At 70.2% G+C, this 15,471-nt stretch carries 13 protein-coding genes; 2 read left to right on the forward strand and 11 right to left on the reverse strand.

The window, feature by feature from the left end; genetic code table 11:
* Window positions 1-77 precede the first annotated feature (77 nt).
* The 8 genes from O7614_RS23175 to O7614_RS23210 form a co-directional block, all read right to left on the reverse strand.
* Window positions 78-467: a hypothetical protein gene (locus O7614_RS23175; protein WP_278140580.1), complete on the reverse strand. Its 390-nt coding sequence runs from the start codon at window positions 465-467 to the stop codon at window positions 78-80.
* Window positions 464-3,193, reverse strand: coding sequence for a hypothetical protein (locus O7614_RS23180; protein WP_278140581.1), 2,730 nt, complete (start codon window positions 3,191-3,193; stop codon window positions 464-466). The genes O7614_RS23175 and O7614_RS23180 overlap by 4 nt, the downstream gene beginning before the upstream one ends.
* Before the next feature lie 56 nt (window positions 3,194-3,249).
* Complete coding sequence (locus O7614_RS23185; protein ID WP_278140582.1) at window positions 3,250-4,752, reverse strand: class I SAM-dependent methyltransferase; 1,503 nt, start codon at window positions 4,750-4,752, stop codon at window positions 3,250-3,252.
* 13 nt (window positions 4,753-4,765) lie between these two features.
* Entirely contained in the window at window positions 4,766-5,767 is a 1,002-nt protein-coding gene (locus O7614_RS23190; protein WP_278140583.1) for an L-histidine N(alpha)-methyltransferase, read from the reverse strand.
* Between the two features lie 223 nt (window positions 5,768-5,990).
* The gene (locus O7614_RS23195; RefSeq protein WP_278140584.1) at window positions 5,991-6,986 is read right to left on the reverse strand and encodes a hypothetical protein; all 996 of its coding nucleotides are present in this window, start codon (window positions 6,984-6,986) and stop codon (window positions 5,991-5,993) included.
* A gap of 504 nt (window positions 6,987-7,490) precedes the next feature.
* Window positions 7,491-8,288, reverse strand: a complete 798-nt coding sequence (locus O7614_RS23200; RefSeq protein ID WP_278140585.1) for a hypothetical protein — start codon at window positions 8,286-8,288, stop codon at window positions 7,491-7,493.
* A 153-nt stretch (window positions 8,289-8,441) separates the two neighbouring features.
* Window positions 8,442-9,548, reverse strand: a complete 1,107-nt coding sequence (locus O7614_RS23205; RefSeq protein WP_278140586.1) for an SPFH domain-containing protein — start codon at window positions 9,546-9,548, stop codon at window positions 8,442-8,444.
* A gap of 5 nt (window positions 9,549-9,553) precedes the next feature.
* On the reverse strand, window positions 9,554-10,027 hold the full coding sequence (locus tag O7614_RS23210; protein WP_278140587.1) for an NfeD family protein: 474 nt from the start codon (window positions 10,025-10,027) through the stop codon (window positions 9,554-9,556).
* Window positions 10,028-10,147: 120 nt separating this feature from the next.
* On the opposite strand from O7614_RS23210, the gene O7614_RS23215 reads away from it, so the two are divergent.
* The gene (locus O7614_RS23215; protein ID WP_278142344.1) at window positions 10,148-11,449 is read left to right on the forward strand and encodes a serine hydrolase domain-containing protein; all 1,302 of its coding nucleotides are present in this window, start codon (window positions 10,148-10,150) and stop codon (window positions 11,447-11,449) included.
* Between the two features lie 43 nt (window positions 11,450-11,492).
* Here O7614_RS23215 and O7614_RS23220 read toward each other — a convergent pair whose 3' ends face one another.
* Complete coding sequence (locus tag O7614_RS23220; protein ID WP_278140588.1) at window positions 11,493-12,305, reverse strand: DUF3097 domain-containing protein; 813 nt, start codon at window positions 12,303-12,305, stop codon at window positions 11,493-11,495.
* 310 nt (window positions 12,306-12,615) lie between these two features.
* Between O7614_RS23220 and O7614_RS23225 the strand changes: the two genes are divergently transcribed.
* A complete protein-coding gene (locus O7614_RS23225) occupies window positions 12,616-13,410 on the forward strand; it encodes a hypothetical protein (RefSeq protein ID WP_278140589.1) in 795 nt (264 codons plus the stop codon).
* Window positions 13,411-13,635: 225 nt separating this feature from the next.
* Here the strand turns inward: O7614_RS23225 and O7614_RS23230 are convergent, their stop codons facing one another.
* Together O7614_RS23230 and O7614_RS23235 are read right to left on the reverse strand one after the other, a co-directional pair.
* On the reverse strand, window positions 13,636-14,415 hold the full coding sequence (locus O7614_RS23230) for an HAD-IIA family hydrolase (RefSeq protein ID WP_238657188.1): 780 nt from the start codon (window positions 14,413-14,415) through the stop codon (window positions 13,636-13,638).
* The gene (locus O7614_RS23235) at window positions 14,408-15,460 is read right to left on the reverse strand and encodes a ferrochelatase (RefSeq protein ID WP_278140590.1); all 1,053 of its coding nucleotides are present in this window, start codon (window positions 15,458-15,460) and stop codon (window positions 14,408-14,410) included. Before O7614_RS23235 ends, O7614_RS23230 begins: the two co-directional genes overlap by 8 nt.
* Window positions 15,461-15,471 lie beyond the last annotated feature (11 nt).

The following is a 15,471-nucleotide window of genomic DNA, read 5'->3' on the forward strand; positions in this document are numbered from 1 at the left end:
ACGAGGTGCGGCAGTCGGCCAAGCCTGGGCCACAATTGTCAGGCAATTCACCGATAACCGTGGCGCGGGCCACCCGGTCAACCACCCAGCACGCTGCTCCAGCGGATGAAACCGGGCAACAGGAGCACCGCGCACACCAGCGCCAGAACCGTCATCATCAGCGGCAGCCGCGCCCGACGCAACGCGCGACGGAGGTACTCCTGCCGGATCTCCTGCTTCTCGGGCTCGCTGAAGTCGCGATCGATGTAGAGGTCGGCGTCCCGCTCGGCCGCCTGGAACAGGTGCGCCGCCCAGGTCAGGAAAGCGGCGGCGACCACCCAGAGTGCCGAGTCCAGCGCCACCTTGCCGGTGGAGACCCCCGGATCGGCGGGGCCGGTGGAGACGGAGGTGAGCATGTTGATCCCGGCCCCGGCGAAGAGCCCAGCCAGGAAGTTCAGCGTTGACGGCGCTGGTACCGCGATGCTCACGAGGGTGCTTCCGATCTCGTGTCGGGCCAGGGCAGATCCGGCCAGGCGACGCCGCAGACCCGGTTGCCGAGGGCGTCGATCTGCTCCAGCACCTCCAGGTCGGACTGCTCGTCGAGTTGGATGGTCAGCCTCATCAGCTGAGCCCGGTAGGCCAACTGCTCATTGATCACCTTCTCCACCGTCGGCGTCCGCATCGGCCCGTCGCGCTTGCTGATCCGGTCCCGGATGGTCCCCTCGATCTGCTCGCACCCCTTCTGCCACTCCCGGAGCTGACGCCTGGTCAGGGTGGGGCCGACGGCGGACGTCGCGACGGTCTCGGCCACCACTGCCACCTCCGAGGGCTCGGACGGCTCCGGCCGCCCCTGGTTGATGACGTCGCCGAACAGCTTCAGGCTCTCCAACTGCACGATCCGCCACACGATGTCGGCGAGCTGGGCTGCCACGAAGGGAATGCGCAGCCGCTCCTCGGGGGCGGTGGCCAGCAACGTCGGGCTTCTCCGCTCGGTGGCGATCCGCTGGAACAGCGTCATCAGGTGTTCCCGAGTGCCGTTGACGGCCTCGGTGCAGAGCAGCGTCGCCTCCAGCACCTGCGACATGTCGATCTCCCGCCCCGGGGTGGCCCACTCCCCTTCGCGTCCCATCAGCCAGGCGTGCGCGGTCGCCATCTCCGGCCGCATCGGCACCCCGGCACGAACCAGGGCGCTGAGACACATGGCGGTGGTCGCCTCCTCGCGGTTCCACGAGCCGGTGCCGCTACGCCACCAGTTGTCGAACGGCCCACCCTCGGCGACCTGCCGCAGGAGCCAGTTACAGGCGTCTCGAACCACCGGATGGTCGACCCGCAGATTCGCCTGGCACAGACCGAGGACCACCCGGGCCGTCACCCACGGCACCCGCGCCGGGTAGAAGTTGCCGTCCTCCTCCTGGGCCTCGCGAGCCACCTCGATCAGCTGGTCGATTCGTTCCTGGTCCTGGTGGACGACCGGTGCGGCGCCCTCGAACCCGAGCAGGAGACCGAGGACCCAGTTGCGGTACATGCGTCCGGTGTCTAGTTGGTCGGCGGTCATGCCGGCGAGGTGCGGCGCGGGCCCGAAGATCGAGTCTTCCTGCGCCATCGACTGTTGGATCTCCACGAAGTCCTCGTGGTCGGCGGTCACACCACCGACCGGCTCGGGCAGCGTGTGGCCGGGCGCGTCGTAGCTCCAGCGCTGGCGCACCCCCTTGGCGATCTCATGCCAGGAGTCGATGTGGTTGAGCTGGCTGAGCGCGCTCGCGGCGAAGACGGCAGCCCCGAGGTTGTCCCCCCAGGACGAGTCCTCGGCACTCCGTCGCCGCATCGAGCGACCGAGCCGGATCAGGGTTTCCCAGGTGCTCAACAGGTGCAGAGTGTCGGTACGCGCCGTGTCCGGCGAGACCAGTTGGTCGAGCCGCCCGAGCGTCGCCTGCATCAGGCGTTCCCCGCCACGCTGCAGGTGCAGCCACACGTTGCGCTCCGGGCTCTTCCAGCGGCGATCGGCGTCCCAGTGCCGGCGGGCGTGGTTCATCACCAGCTGGGCCCGACGGCGGGAGCCGATCAGGTACGCGCCGTCGATCTGGTACACCAGACTGTCGTCGCGCAGCTGACGCAGCGCCGGCTCCAACGAGCCCGCCTCCCGGGTGGCCATCTGTAGCTCCAGCACCCCCAGGCAGGCCAGGCGGTAGAGCACCTCGCGCTGGTCGTCGCTGGTCACCTGTCCGGTGTAGTGCTCCTCCAGATCCGCTTCGGTGGGCACCGTGCCGCGACTTTCGTACAGCTCGATCGCGGTCAACGCGATGTGTGCGTCGTTCTGTGCCAACTGCCGGATCGTCGGCCAGCTCGCCTCGTCGACACCGCTGTCGACCAGCAACTGCCGGACCAACTCGCGCCCCTCGGCGAGAACCTGCCGGAGATCGCGAGTCGGTTCACCGCGGGCGAGGATGGCGGCGGCCGACTTCCAGCTCGACGCGAGCACCTGCACGTTGAGCTTGAAGTCCGTGCGCAGCCGGGTCAGGCAGGCGAACATCTCGTTGAGCCGCGGCAGGTTCGCGTGCAGGTTCTCCAGGACGACCAGGTAACGCCCACTGCGGCCGGCCTCCTGCTCCAACAGGGCCAGCACGATCGACTCCGGACCGTCGGCCGGGTCGGTGAGGTTGAGCCAGACGACCGCGTCGCCCTGGTCGAGCCGCTTCTCGGCGGCGTTGGCCACCAGCGCGGACTTACCGCACCCGTGCTCACCGATGACCACCACGTCCCGGCCCGCCTCGAGATGCTGTTCCACCTGGGTGGAACAGGCAGTCGACCGGTGCAGCCGGGCGTAGTACTTCAGCACCTTCTCGGAGGGCAGCTGGGCGTTGCCGACCCGCTTGGGTCGCCAGCCGGGACCGAACGGGTCCTTCTGCAGGGCGTACGAGAGCAGCGCCAACGGTGTGACACCGTGCGTCCGGTCCCCGTTCACGGTGGCTCGGACGACCTTCTCGGAGAGGCCCACCTGGGTGCGCTGCCCCATCGTCTCGACCCGGATGAGTAGCTGGTCCCCCTTGCCCTCGCGGAACTCCGGGGTGGCGCTCACGACCCGCAGCGCGACGGGCCGCTCGTTGAGCATGGCGGCCTGGGCGAGGAGGTCGGTGTGGGCTGCGGTGAGCAACTCGTACGTGCCGGCGTTCGGGCTGAGCGCGTTGACGGCCGTCCAGGGCGAATAGTCGGGCACCGACCCCCCCTTCGGCGATCACCGTGGGTCAAACACGTCACCACGACACGTTGATGCTAACCGCCGGTCCTCCCGCTGTCGCAGGGCAGGTCCACGCGCAGGCGGAGGTACTGGGTCCGCACCAGTTCACCGTCGACGGCCTTGACGTCCGAATCGGACACTCGGAATCCGCCCCGGTTGAACGCCGCCCGCACCTCGTCGGCGTCACCGAGGTCGTGGCTGGCCATCCGGGTCGCGTAGCGGCGGGCCGCGTCGGCGAGTTCGTCGAGCTCCACCGAGAGCAGTCCGCGCCAACCGGCGGCCCGCTCGCGGAACCTCAGCTCGAAGTCGTCCACGAGATCCAACACCCGATGGCGGTCGTCCTGCTCCTCGTCGTCCCTGGGCCACTCGTTGCCCGGGTGCAGCCGGACAGTGGTGATCACCGAGCCGCCCGGATTCAACAGGGCGGACCAGCTACCGATCACCGTGTCCGCCGAGGCGCGGTTGAACCGGGTCAGGAACGCGTCGGCCAACACCAGGTCGAAGCGACCGTCCTCGACGAGCCGGGCAACCGCCTCGGGGCAGGTCACGTCGGCATGGTGCACCTGGACCCGACTGCCGACCTGCTTGGCGTACCAGTCACAGGCCAGGAGCGGCGTCCGGCACTTGTCGAGCACGTGCACGTCCAGGTCCGCGGGGATGCGGCCGACCGACGAGCGCACCGCCTCCAGGAGGAAGGCGAGGATGGTGTAGTCGGCGGTACCACTGATCAGCACCCGGCGTGCTCCCCGGCGGACCGCCTCGGCCACCTGGGCGGCGTAGAACTCGGCGTGCCACTGCGGGCTGCTGACCATGTCGAAGAGGCGGAGATACTGCCACGCCTGGTGGTACCAGGAGCACCCGGCGTTGTCCAGATGCGACGGTCCGCAGGACATCGGGGCCATCGCGTACAACATGTTGGCCGACTGAAGCAGCCAGCGGGTCAGCTCCGGGCCGGGCCGGCGCGGCCGGCCGCGGTCGGGGAGGCAGGACCGGGTCATCAGGCGATCCCAGAGCAACCGGGCCCGACTCACCTCCTCGGAGTGGCCACTGACCACCCAGGACGCGAGGCCGTCCCCGCCCACCTCCTGCCGGACCACCACCTGACCGTCGATCAGCCACATGTCCGTCATCGGCACCATGGGACGTTCGCCGGCGATGAACACCGGCACCATGACCGCGTCCAGGTCGTGCCGACGGTCCTCCGCCAACTGCTTGTCGATCTCCCCGGTGCCTACGTCCTCCCCCGGCACCAGGTACATCCGGCGCACGGTCACGCGTTGCGCCAGTTGGCGGAACACCGCCCGGGAGAACGGGTCGGCGGGCCGGCCGACAGTGGTGTACGGGACTATCTGGCACAGCTCGTCACGCACGCCGGCGACGAGCCCCTGCACCAGTTCGTCCATCGCCGCACCGGGTAGCCGTACGCAGTTGGGGTCGGTGCCCTCGTAGGAGGCCCGATAGAAGAGGCTGGCCCTGCGCGCCCGGTCGATCAGGTCGGCGGGCGAGACCCTCCCAGGCGCCCCCTTTCGCTCGGTCATGTCCGCCACTCCCTCACCCTCGCGAAGCCGTGATCACCAAATGATGGCTTCCGGGCGCCAACACGGCGTTGCGGATGAGCCACCCTGCTTCCCGGACGGCGGCGATGACGTCGGGATAGTTGAACCTGCGGGACTGGAAGCAGCGGATGCGATGACCCGCCGGCACCTCCGTGCCGTCCAGGACCCCGGGGCGTCGGAGCACCGCTTCGCCGGTCACCACCCCGTCCCGCCAGCGCAGCACGAAATCCAGGTCGACCTCGGGCAGGCCGGCGGCGCGCAACGGCTCCAGGGCCGCGTCACGGAACTCCGGGCACCGGTACGGCGACAGCACCGTCGCCTCCGGCTCGTCCGGTCGGCCCACCACCACGCTCAGCACCAGCACGTCGTGTGGGCGCAGTGAGGCCCGGATGTTGGCCAGGGCGGCGGACGGGCACTCCAGGTTGCCGAGGGTGTGCCCGAGCAGGCAGACGACCACCGGTTCAGGACCGGGCCGCCACCGCTCGACACTCTCGGATGCGCCAGACTCGATGTCCCACACGTGAGAGTCAACGCTCATCTGCCCATTGGCGAAGTGGGCCAACCGGTGGCAGGCGATGGCGAGCAGGGTGGCACTGAAGTCCAACGCGAGGTAGCGCCGGCAGGGATGGCCGAGGCTGGTCAGTCGGCTGAGGAAGGCGCTGCTGCGCTTGCCGTTGCCCGGGCCGATCTCCGCGACCGCAAGCGCACCGGCGGTCAACGCCCGTGCGGCCAGGAGGGCTTCGGCTTCGTGTCGGGCGGAGGCGAGCATGCTCAGGTAGTCGTCCGTGGCGGCGTACGCGTCGTGCGTGTGTGCCGCACTCCCGGCGTACGCGAACTTGAGGGGCAGCCGACCGGCGTGGATGGCCGCCAGCGCGGCCCGACGGTGCCGTTCGCACTCGAAGTGCGGAGACTGGCACCAGCTCGCCTCACCGGTGGCACCCGGTGGCACCGGCAGGTCGACGGCACCCGTGCCCCCCGCGCCGATCGTCTCCGCCACAACGCCCTCCGACGAAGTCAGAGCTGCCGTCGACCTGATAGTAGGGCAATGACGCCGGACAATGGCTGTTTCGCACCTGGGTTGTTTCACGATCTGCGAGCACGACACCTCACTTGCCAGGACTAGCAGACCGAAAAGCTCACCGCCATCGACCATCAGCCGCATTGTCTGACCCGAACGGCTCACCCCCGGGGACGAAGAGCGAATACCGTCTCGGGCCGACTCAGTCCGACCGCCCACTACGGTTGCGCAACTGTTGCACGGCGGCCCGGGCCGCGGTGGTGAACGTGGGAGCGGTGAACTGGTGTCGTTGCCAGTCACCGTGGAGTCCTCCGATGTCGTCCACCCCCTCCTCCACCAGCAGCACCATGTACTTGCTGAAGGCGAGGGCGGCGCCTTTCTCTTCGATCAGCCAGGCGCTCGTCGCGAACTTCTCCCCCGGCTCGGCGAACTGCCGTGCCCGGGTCATCAAAGAAACGAAGAACTCGCACTCCCGAATACGGTTGAGCACCGCCATTCCGACGTATCCGTCTGCGGCCCGACCGGTGATCACCGTGAAACCGTGGTCCTCCAACAATCCACTGAGGCCCCGGACAAACCCGTCCTCCTCCTTGAACCGGTACGACAGGAAGACGCTGTTACTGGCGATCTTCGGCCGCACCAGGCCCGGGTCAGGCCGGACGTGCTCCAGAATCCGCACCTGGTCCACGTCCTCGACCAGCCGCCCCAGCTCGTTGTCACCACTGCTGGTCGCCCGGTCGCGCACCTCGCCGATGAGCCGATCCGCTCGCGACCTGCCCGTCGCGAGCAGTCGAAACGCCTGGCAGTTGGTCAGGACCACGTCGGCCTCCGCCGCCAGCATGCCGGGCGGGGTGCGTTTGTCCAGAGTGAAGGCTTCCCGGAGGCGGTTGCGGTCTCCGTGGTAGAAGGTCACCGCCTGCTCCTCCACCCGGGCCAGGTCGACGTAGAGCACCGCGGCGGTCCCCTCACCCGTCTGGGAAAGAACGAATCGGCCTGCCTGGGCCAGATCGGTGCTGAGCGGATCGACGATGACGACGTCGAATTGCCCCTCGCCCGACTCGCGAACGGCGTCGGCGAGACTTTCGACCGCCACCACCCGTTCGACCAGTGGGCTGGAGGCAAGTTCCTGGTAGAGCCGTCCGGCAGCGGCGTTGTCACTATCGCAGAGCAGCACGGTCAATCGGGGAAGGGCAGCCACGATATTGCTCCATCAATGTCGGCATAGCCGGGAATGGAGCACCAATGGTGGCACGGTCCACCGGCGGGTCACCTCCACGTTGCGTCCCCCGACAATGACCAAACGGATTCGTTCCGCGCCATTGGGACGGGTCGGCATGGGCTGTGTGCTTCCGTGGCCACACGCCCGGGTCCCTGGTCGATACCGGCGTGACGGTGTCGACGGGCAGCCGGTCGCCGTGACAGCCGGCCGACACGGCGTCCCGCCCCGGCCGACGACCCGCACCACTGCCAGCGACAACGCGCTGTCGAGTGCCCTGAAGGACCAACCCGAACGCGGTCAGCCCATTCGCCGTCCGCTGCTCGTCAGCGTGCGGCTCCCCGCTATTGACGGCCGGCCACCACCGTTACGAAGGTCAGGGATCCGACAGATCACCGGAGCACCAATCCACCGGTCATCGCCAATGCCGTCCGCCGTGAGAGCGGACCTCTGCGGAGGCCCTGGCCGGGTTCCCATTCGAACGAATCAGGCTGTGGAAATGGGACCACCCGAAGCGGTGGGTGGCGGCGTGGAGAGGCTGGCGTTGGCCGCGTCGTGGACCGTTTCGCGGGGCATCAGGCGGCCGGAGCGGTACCCGATGCCGATGCCGGCGATCAGTACGAAGATCGCGCCGAACGTCTGTAGCGAACCGATCAGGGCGCCGCCGAGGCCGAGAAGCGGCGCAGCGATGATCAACATGACCCCGTCGCCGAGGCTGAAGGTGCCCGAACGGGCCACCGCCCATCCGGTGAGGAACCAGCCCACGCTGTAGAACGTCGCCCCGAGCAGGACCAGCGAGCGTGCGGTGGTGCCGAAGACCGGCGTCTGTTCGGCGAGCCCGGCGAAGGGCAGCATCAGCACCGTGCCGGCGATGCTGACCAGCAGCCCGGCGGCGGCCACCCGGCGGCTGCGGGTCGCGGCCAGCAGCCCGGCGAGGGCCAGCAGAGCGAGCAGGCCGAGCCAGACCGCGGCCACCCAACCGATCAGGTAGACCGCCCGCCCGTCGGCCGGATAGGGGTCGTTGCCCACCCCTCCGTCGCTCGCCATCGCCACCGCGCCGTAGAGGATCGCGTACGCGGGCAGCAGCCACACGGCGGCCCGCGCGAACTTCCGCACCGACCAGGCCCAACTGGCGTTCGTGGCCGGTGCGCCCGGGGTCGGCTCACCGACGAAGGGCAGTACGCCGAAACCCCCACCGGTACGGCGGGAGCCCAGCGGGGCCACCGGGTCGTGCGCGCCGGGCACCGGGGCCGAGGACCACATCCGCTTCGCCGGATCCTTCATGCGTTCACCTCGCTCGTCCACGAGCGGTGCGAGACGCGCCGGGGCGCCCCGTTGCCTGGTCACCACCCGTCCTAGGACCGATCGTGGCAGGCACCGGAGCGCCCCATGAGCATTTCTCGTATTAACGCCGGATCCGTCCGACGACGTTTCGGGTCAGCCGCGCTCGCGCTGGTCGCCCGGATCCTCGACCAGACTCAGCGGAGACACCGGCTCCGGCGCCGGCAGCCCCTGCGGCTTGTTCCCGCCGGTGGCCTGCGCCTCGGCGACGCGTACCTCGTCGTGGATCTGCTGGGCCGCAGCGGCTGCGGCCTCCGCGGCCTCCGCGGCCTCGCGCTCCACCTGGCTCGCGTGGTCCGCCGCCTCCGGCGCGGGAAGGTCCCCCACCATCTGGCTCAGCCCACCGAGAGCGCCACCCATCCCCTCCAACGCCTTGGTCAGCTCGGCCGGGACGATCCAGACCTTGTTGGCGCTGCCCTGAGCGATCTGCGGAAGCGCCTGCAGGTACTGGTAGGCGAGCACCTTCTGGCTCGGGTTCGCCTGGTGGATCGCGTCGAAGACCGTCCGGATCGCCTTCGCCTGACCCTCGGCCTGCAGGATGCGGGCCTGCCGGTCACCATCGGCCCGCAGCACCGCCGACTGCTTCTCACCCTCAGCGGTGAGGATCTGCGACTGCTTGTGCCCCTCGGCGGTCAGGATCGCCGCGCGGCGGTCCCGCTCGGCGCGCATCTGCTTCTCCATCGAGTCGCGGATGCTGGCCGGCGGTTCGATCGCCTTGATCTCCACCCGGGTCACCTTGATGCCCCAGCGACCGGTCGTCTCGTCCAGCACACCCGACAGGTGACGGTTGATCTCGTCCCGGCTGGTCAGCGCCCGCTCCAGGTCCAGCGAACCGATCACGTTACGCAGCGTCGTCACGGTGAGCTGCTCGATGGCCTGCAGGAAGCTGGAGATCTCGTAGGTCGCCCGGACCGAGTCGACCACCTTGAAGTAGAGAACCGTGTCGATCGAGACCACCAGGTTGTCCGAGGTGATCACCGGCTGCGGCGGGAAGCTGACCACCTGCTCCCGCATGTCGACCTTGGTCCGAACCGCGTCGATGAACGGCACCAGCAGGTTGAGGCCGGGGCTGAGGGTGCGCTTGTACTTACCGAGCCGTTCCACCACGTCCTGGCGCTGCTGCGGCACGATCCGCACCGCCTTGGCCAGTGTTATCACGGCGATCAACGCCACCGCGATGATCAGCACCCCAATGACCGTCATGCCGTTCACCCTCTCGCTTCCGGCAACTCGCCGGCGGAAGAAACGTCGTCCTGCCAGACCAGGGCGGTCGCGCCCCGGACCTTTATCACCCGAACCCGTTGACCGGGGTCGTGAACCTGCGTCGTGTCGTACGACCGGGCGGTCCACAGCTCACCGTCGATCTTGACGAGACCGTGGTCGGCGTCCACCCGTTCCAGCACCAGCGCCGTGGAGCCCTCGATCGCCTCCACGCCGAACGACTCGTCGCCGCTTTCCAGCGCGGAACGTTGGTGCCGCCGGATGACCGGCCGCGCCACCACCAGGCTCAACGCCGACACCACAGCGAAGACCAGCGCCTGCACCGCCACCGGCGCGCCCAGAGCGGCGGCCCCGGCGGCGGCGAACGCACCGACCCCGAACATGATCAGAAACAGCGTCGTCGTGAAGATCTCGGCGACCGCCAGCACCACACCCAATACGATCCACACCACCGCGTCCACCCCCCGATCGTGACACGCAAATGCACGCGCGGCCTCCCCACGAAGATCAGTAGGCTCGGCGAGGCCGTGTCCAGCCTGGCAAAGCACCACAAAACAGCCACTCGACCCGAGGAGACCCCGTTGCCCCTGCTGCCCGAGACCGCCCGACAGATCGACAACCAGGTCGCCCAGGCACAGCGCGACGGACACGCCCCGTCACTGGTGGCGGGCGTCGTCCGGGACGGCACGCTGACGCACCTGGCCACCGCCGGCGAACACCCCCGCCCAAACGTCGACCTGCAGTACCGGCTGGGCTCGATCAGCAAGACGATGACCGCAACCCTGATCATGCAGCTGCGCGACGCCGGCCGGCTCACCATCGACGACCCGCTGGAGAAGCACCTGCCGGGCACCGGCCTCGGGGCGCTCACCCTGCGCCAACTTCTCGGCCACGCCAGCGGCCTGCAACGCGAACCCGAGGGCGACTGGTGGGAGCGGGCGGCGGGCGTCGATCTGACAACCCTGCTCGCCAACGTCGACGCACACAAGATCGCCTACCCGCCGCACCACACGTACCACTACTCCAACCTGGCGTACGGGCTGCTCGGAGGCGTCCTCGAACGGCTCACCGGGACACCGTGGATCGACCTGCTCGGCCAGCGGATCCTCGGCCCGCTGGGCATGGGTCGCACCACGTACGCGGCCACCGAGCCGTACGCCCGTGGCTACGTCGTCCACCCCTGGCACCACACGTTGCGCGAGGAGCCCCGTACCGACACCGGCGCCATGGCCCCCGCTGGGCAGCTCTGGTCGACGGTCGAGGACCTAGGCCGCTGGGCTGCGTTCCTGGCCGACCCCGACCCGTCGGTGCTCACCGCCGAGACACTGACCGAGATGTGCTCCCCCGTGGTGATCGGCGACCTCGACTCCTGGACCGGCGGGCACGGCCTGGGGCTGGAGCTCTACCGGGACGGCGAACGCGTGTACGTCGGGCACGGCGGATCGATGCCCGGGTACGTGGCCACCCTCGTCGTGCACCGGCCCACCCGGACCGCCGTGATCGGCTTCGCCAACTCGTACGGCTTCCCGATCACCCGACTCGGCCGCCGACTGCTGACCAGCGTGCTGGACGCCGAGCCAGCGTTCCCGCAGCCGTGGCGGCCGGCCACCGCCACGCCCGATGGCGAGGTGGGCGGGCTGACCGGCCGCTGGTGGTGGATGGGCACTCCGCTGGACCTGCACTGGGACGCCGGTGACCTGGTCGCCCACGTACGCGGTGAGCGGGTGAGCCGGTTCACCCGCGAGGGGACGGACCGCTGGCGGGGACGCTCCGGCCCGGAGAGCGGCGAGATCCTCTCGGTGCTGCGCGACGACAGCGGACGGGCGACGGCGGTCGACATCGCCACGTTCGTTTTCACGCGCAGCCCGGACGAGGCTCCCTGACCCGCAGGCCGGGCGGATCCGGCGCACCAGGCGAACCAGTCGGTCAGGCCGGCTCGGTGACGAAGTCGATGAGGCGTTCCATGGCGTTGATCAGGGGCGTCTCCACGTCGGCGAAGCTGTTCACCCGGGACAGGATGTGCCGCCACATGTCGGCCGGCTCGGCCACCCCGAGGGCCGCGCAGACCCCCTCCTTCCACGGTCGCCCCGGTGGCACCACCGGCCACGCCGCGATGCCCAACGCCGCCGGCTTGACCGCCTGCCAGACGTCCACGTAGGGATGACCGGTCACCAGCACGTACGGCGAGGTAACCCGGGCCACGATGCGGCTCTCCTTGCTACCCGGCACCAGGTGGTCGACGAGTACGCCGAGTCGCCGGGTCGGGGCGGGGCCGAAGTCGCGTACGTCGGCGTCGAGCGCGTCGATGCCGTCCAACGGCTCCACGACCACGCCCTCGATCCGCAGGTCGTCGCCCCAGATCCGCTCGACCAGAGCAGCGTCGTGGATGCCCTCCACCCAGATCCGGCTCGCCTTGGCGACCTGGGCCCGGACGTTGTCCACCGCCACCGAACCGGACGCCGTCCGTCGGCGGGCCGCCGGCACCGGCGCGCGGGCGGGGCGGCGCAGGGTGACCGGGCGACCGTCGAGCAGGAACGCGGCGGGTAGCAGCGGGAAGTTGCGCCGTTTGCCGTGCCGGTCCTCCAACACCACCGCGCCGGCTTCGAAGCCGACCACCGCGCCGCAGAACCCGGAGTCGGCGTCCTCCACCACGAGATCCGGTTCGGCGTCCACCTCGGGGGTGACCTTCCGCCTCCGCCAGTTTCCCGCCAACACGTCCTCGCCGTATCGCCCCGCCATGTCGATCACGCTAACTCCCCGACCGCCACCCCACCTCCCGACACACCGCGCCCCAGCCTCCCCACCCCCGCCCCGGGTTGCCGGGCCCGCACAGCCCTGCCCCGTCGATCATGGAGTTGAGGTGCTCTACAAACGGTCGCAATAGCCGAGTATCGCCCACCACAACTCCATGATCGACGCAAATGAGGGCGGACTGGATGTGGGGCCGGGGTGGGGGTAGAACATCGGGCGAAGGGGGCAGTTCGGGGCAGGGCGGGCGGCCGGAGCGGCAGTCGAGACACGGCCGGTGGTGACCACGTACCCTTTCGGCATGTCCACCCCCGCAACGGGCGCGGCCACACTCGCGCCGCGCCGGTCGAGCCGGTTCGTTGCCTGGGTGCGCGCGTGGCGCGCCGGGTTGGTGCCGTACGACGAAGTCGCCGACGCCATCGCCGGCGACGAGGAGCATCTCGTTGCGGACGCCCCCGGCACCTGGACCGACGTCCCGCTGGGTTCCGCGCTGCCCACCCTGGCCAAGCTCTCCCCCGACGAGATCCGCCTGGTGCTGCCCGCGCCGGGCGACCCTCGGGGGTTGCCCGGCCCTGGCGACTTCGCCGGTGCGGCGCTGGTCGCCGGCGAGGCGGTGGTGGCCGGCGGGCTCGGGTTGATTCCGGAGGTACGCTCGCACACCTCCGGCTCCGGGGACTGTTTCGAGACGGTTTTGTGGCGGGTGTACCCGCTGCCCGCCAACGCCCCCGCCGCGTCACTCTCGTTGCCCGGCGCCGCCGAGGCAGAGGCGGAACTGGCCGCCGCGCTCGCCGAGACGACGGCCGCATTGACCCGCCTCGACGTGGCCCAGTGGCGGCCCGAGCTGGCCGGCGCGCTGGCCGCGCTGCGCCGGCCGGACGGCGCCACCGACCTGCCGCCGGGCTTCGACCCGCGGGCCCGTCGGCTCTTCGCCCGGGCCGCGGTGCTCGACCGGGTGCTCGCGCTCGCCGGGCACGCCGCCCCCGGGGGCGCGATCAACAACTACGAGGCGCAACAGCGCGACGCCGCGCTCCGCCCGCTCACCGCCGCCTGCCGGCAGGCACTGGTGGCCGCCTGCAACGCCCCACTGCGTCCCTGACCGGTCCCCTGCACCACCCCGCCGCCAGCCCTACGCGCCCGCCGCCGGCCCTACGCGCCCGCCGCCAGCCCGACGCGCCCGCCGCCGGTCCGATACGCCCCATGCCGGGCATGACCGCGCTCGAACAAGGATGTAGTGGCCTCCGGCGCAGTTGGTGACCACTACATCCTGGATAGAGCGCGATCATCCCGCGCGAGCGCGGGCAGCGCCAGCAGCGCCGTGGGGTCAGACCTCGTCGAGCAGGTCGGCGACGGAGTTGACGATCCGGGACGGGCGGTACGGGTATCGCTCCGCCTCGGTACGGCTGCTGATCCCGGTCAGCACCAGGATGGTCTCCAGCCCGGCCTCCAGGCCACACAGGATGTCGGTGTCCATCCGGTCACCGATCATCGCGGTGCTCTCCGAGTGCGCGTTGATCGTGTTGAGCGCCGAGCGCATCATCATCGGGTTGGGCTTGCCGACGAAGTACGGCTCCACCCCGGTGGCCTTGGAGATCATGGCGGCGACGGAGCCGGCGGCGGGCAGGGCGCCCTCTACGGACGGGCCGGTCACGTCGGGGTTCGTGCAGATGAACCGGGCACCGTCGTTGATCAGGCGGACGGCCTTGGTGATCGCCTCGAAGCTGTAGGTGCGGGTCTCGCCGAGCACCACGTAGTCCGGGGCGAAGTCGGTGAGGACGTAGCCGACGGCGTGCAGCGCCGTGGTCAACCCCGCCTCGCCGATGACGTACGCGGTGCCGCCCGGCCGCTGGTCGGCGAGGAACTGACCGGTCGCCAGCGCGGACGACCAGATCGACTCCTCCGGCACGTCCAGCCCCATCCGGCTCAGCCGGGCCGTCAGGTCGCGCGGGGTGTAGATCGAGTTGTTCGTCAGCACCAGGAACGGCTTGCCGGAGGCGCGCATCCGGTTGATGAACTCCGGCGCGCCGGGCACCGGCTGGCCCTCGTGCACCAGCACGCCGTCCATGTCGGTCAGCCAACTCTGCACGGGCTTACGGTCATGCATCGGTTCCCCCAGCAGGCGTCGGGCGACGGGTCGGCACACAGCAGACGGTCGGGCAGGTGTCCCACATCGGCAGGTCGCCGAGGCGGCGGCGCAGTTGTGCGCCGTCCGGGTCGGTCCGCTCGGTGACCAGCTCCCGCACCATGGTCACGAAGCGCCTGTCGGTGCCGGGGGTGGCGGCCCGGACGAAGTCGAGGCCGAGCTGCTTGGCCGTCTCCAGTGCCTCGGTGTCCAGGTCCCACACGACCTCGAGGTGGTCGGAGACGAAGCCGATCGGGCTGACCACCACCCCGGTGGTGCCGCCCTGGGCGAGGGCGGCCAGGTGGTCGTTGACGTCCGGTTCCAGCCACGGCACCTGGGGTGGGCCGGAGCGGCTCTGCCAGACCAGGTCGTACTCCAGGTCCGGTGCGGCGGCTTCGGCCACGAGCCGGGCGGTCTCGCGTAGCTGTGCCTCGTACCGGCCACCGTGCGGGCCCGCGTTTGCCGCCATCGAGGTGGGGATGGAGTGGGCGGTGAAGACCAGCCGGGTGGTGCCTCGCTTCGCGGGGTCGAGTTGGGCGAGGGCCGCCCGGACCGCGTCGACGTGTGGCTCGACGAAGCCGGGGTGGTCCCAGAACTGGCGCAGCTTCTCGATCACCGGGGCGTCCGAGCCGACAGCGGCCCGGGCGGCGGCGATGTCCTCCTGGTACTGCCGGCAGGACGAGTAGCCGCCGTACGCGCTGGTGACGAAGGCCAGCGCCCGGGTGACCCCGTCGTCGCGCATCCGGGTCACCGTGTCGGCGAGCATCGGGTCCCAGTTGCGGTTGCCCCAGTAGACCGGCAGGTCGACACCGTTCGCGGCGAAGTCGGCGCGGACGGCCGCCAACAGCTCGCGGTTCTGCTGGTTGATCGGGGACACCCCGCCGAAGTGCTGGTAGTGCTCGGCGACCTCGGCCAGCCGCTCGGGCGGCACGCCTCGGCCGCGGGTCACGTTCTGCAGGAACGGCATCACGTCCTCGGGCCGTTCGGGCCCGCCGAAGGACACCAGCACCACCGCGTCGTACGACATGGGGTCATTCT

It is taken from the genome of Micromonospora sp. WMMD961, from assembly GCF_029626145.1.
GTDB lineage: Bacteria > Actinomycetota > Actinomycetes > Mycobacteriales > Micromonosporaceae > Micromonospora.

Excerpts from the sequence above, each read along its gene's own strand:
- O7614_RS23185 (WP_278140582.1), bottom strand. The coding sequence starts at position 4,752 with ATGACCGAGCGAAAGGGGGCGCCTGGGAGGGTCTCGCCCGCCGACCTG.
- O7614_RS23200 (WP_278140585.1), bottom strand. The coding sequence starts at position 8,288 with ATGAAGGATCCGGCGAAGCGGATGTGGTCCTCGGCCCCGGTGCCCGGC.
- O7614_RS23205 (WP_278140586.1), bottom strand. The coding sequence starts at position 9,548 with ATGACGGTCATTGGGGTGCTGATCATCGCGGTGGCGTTGATCGCCGTG.
- O7614_RS23220 (WP_278140588.1), bottom strand. The coding sequence starts at position 12,305 with ATGGCGGGGCGATACGGCGAGGACGTGTTGGCGGGAAACTGGCGGAGG.
- O7614_RS23225 (WP_278140589.1), top strand. The coding sequence starts at position 12,616 with ATGTCCACCCCCGCAACGGGCGCGGCCACACTCGCGCCGCGCCGGTCG.
- O7614_RS23230 (WP_238657188.1), bottom strand. The coding sequence starts at position 14,415 with ATGCATGACCGTAAGCCCGTGCAGAGTTGGCTGACCGACATGGACGGC.
- O7614_RS23235 (WP_278140590.1), bottom strand. The coding sequence starts at position 15,460 with ATGTCGTACGACGCGGTGGTGCTGGTGTCCTTCGGCGGGCCCGAACGG.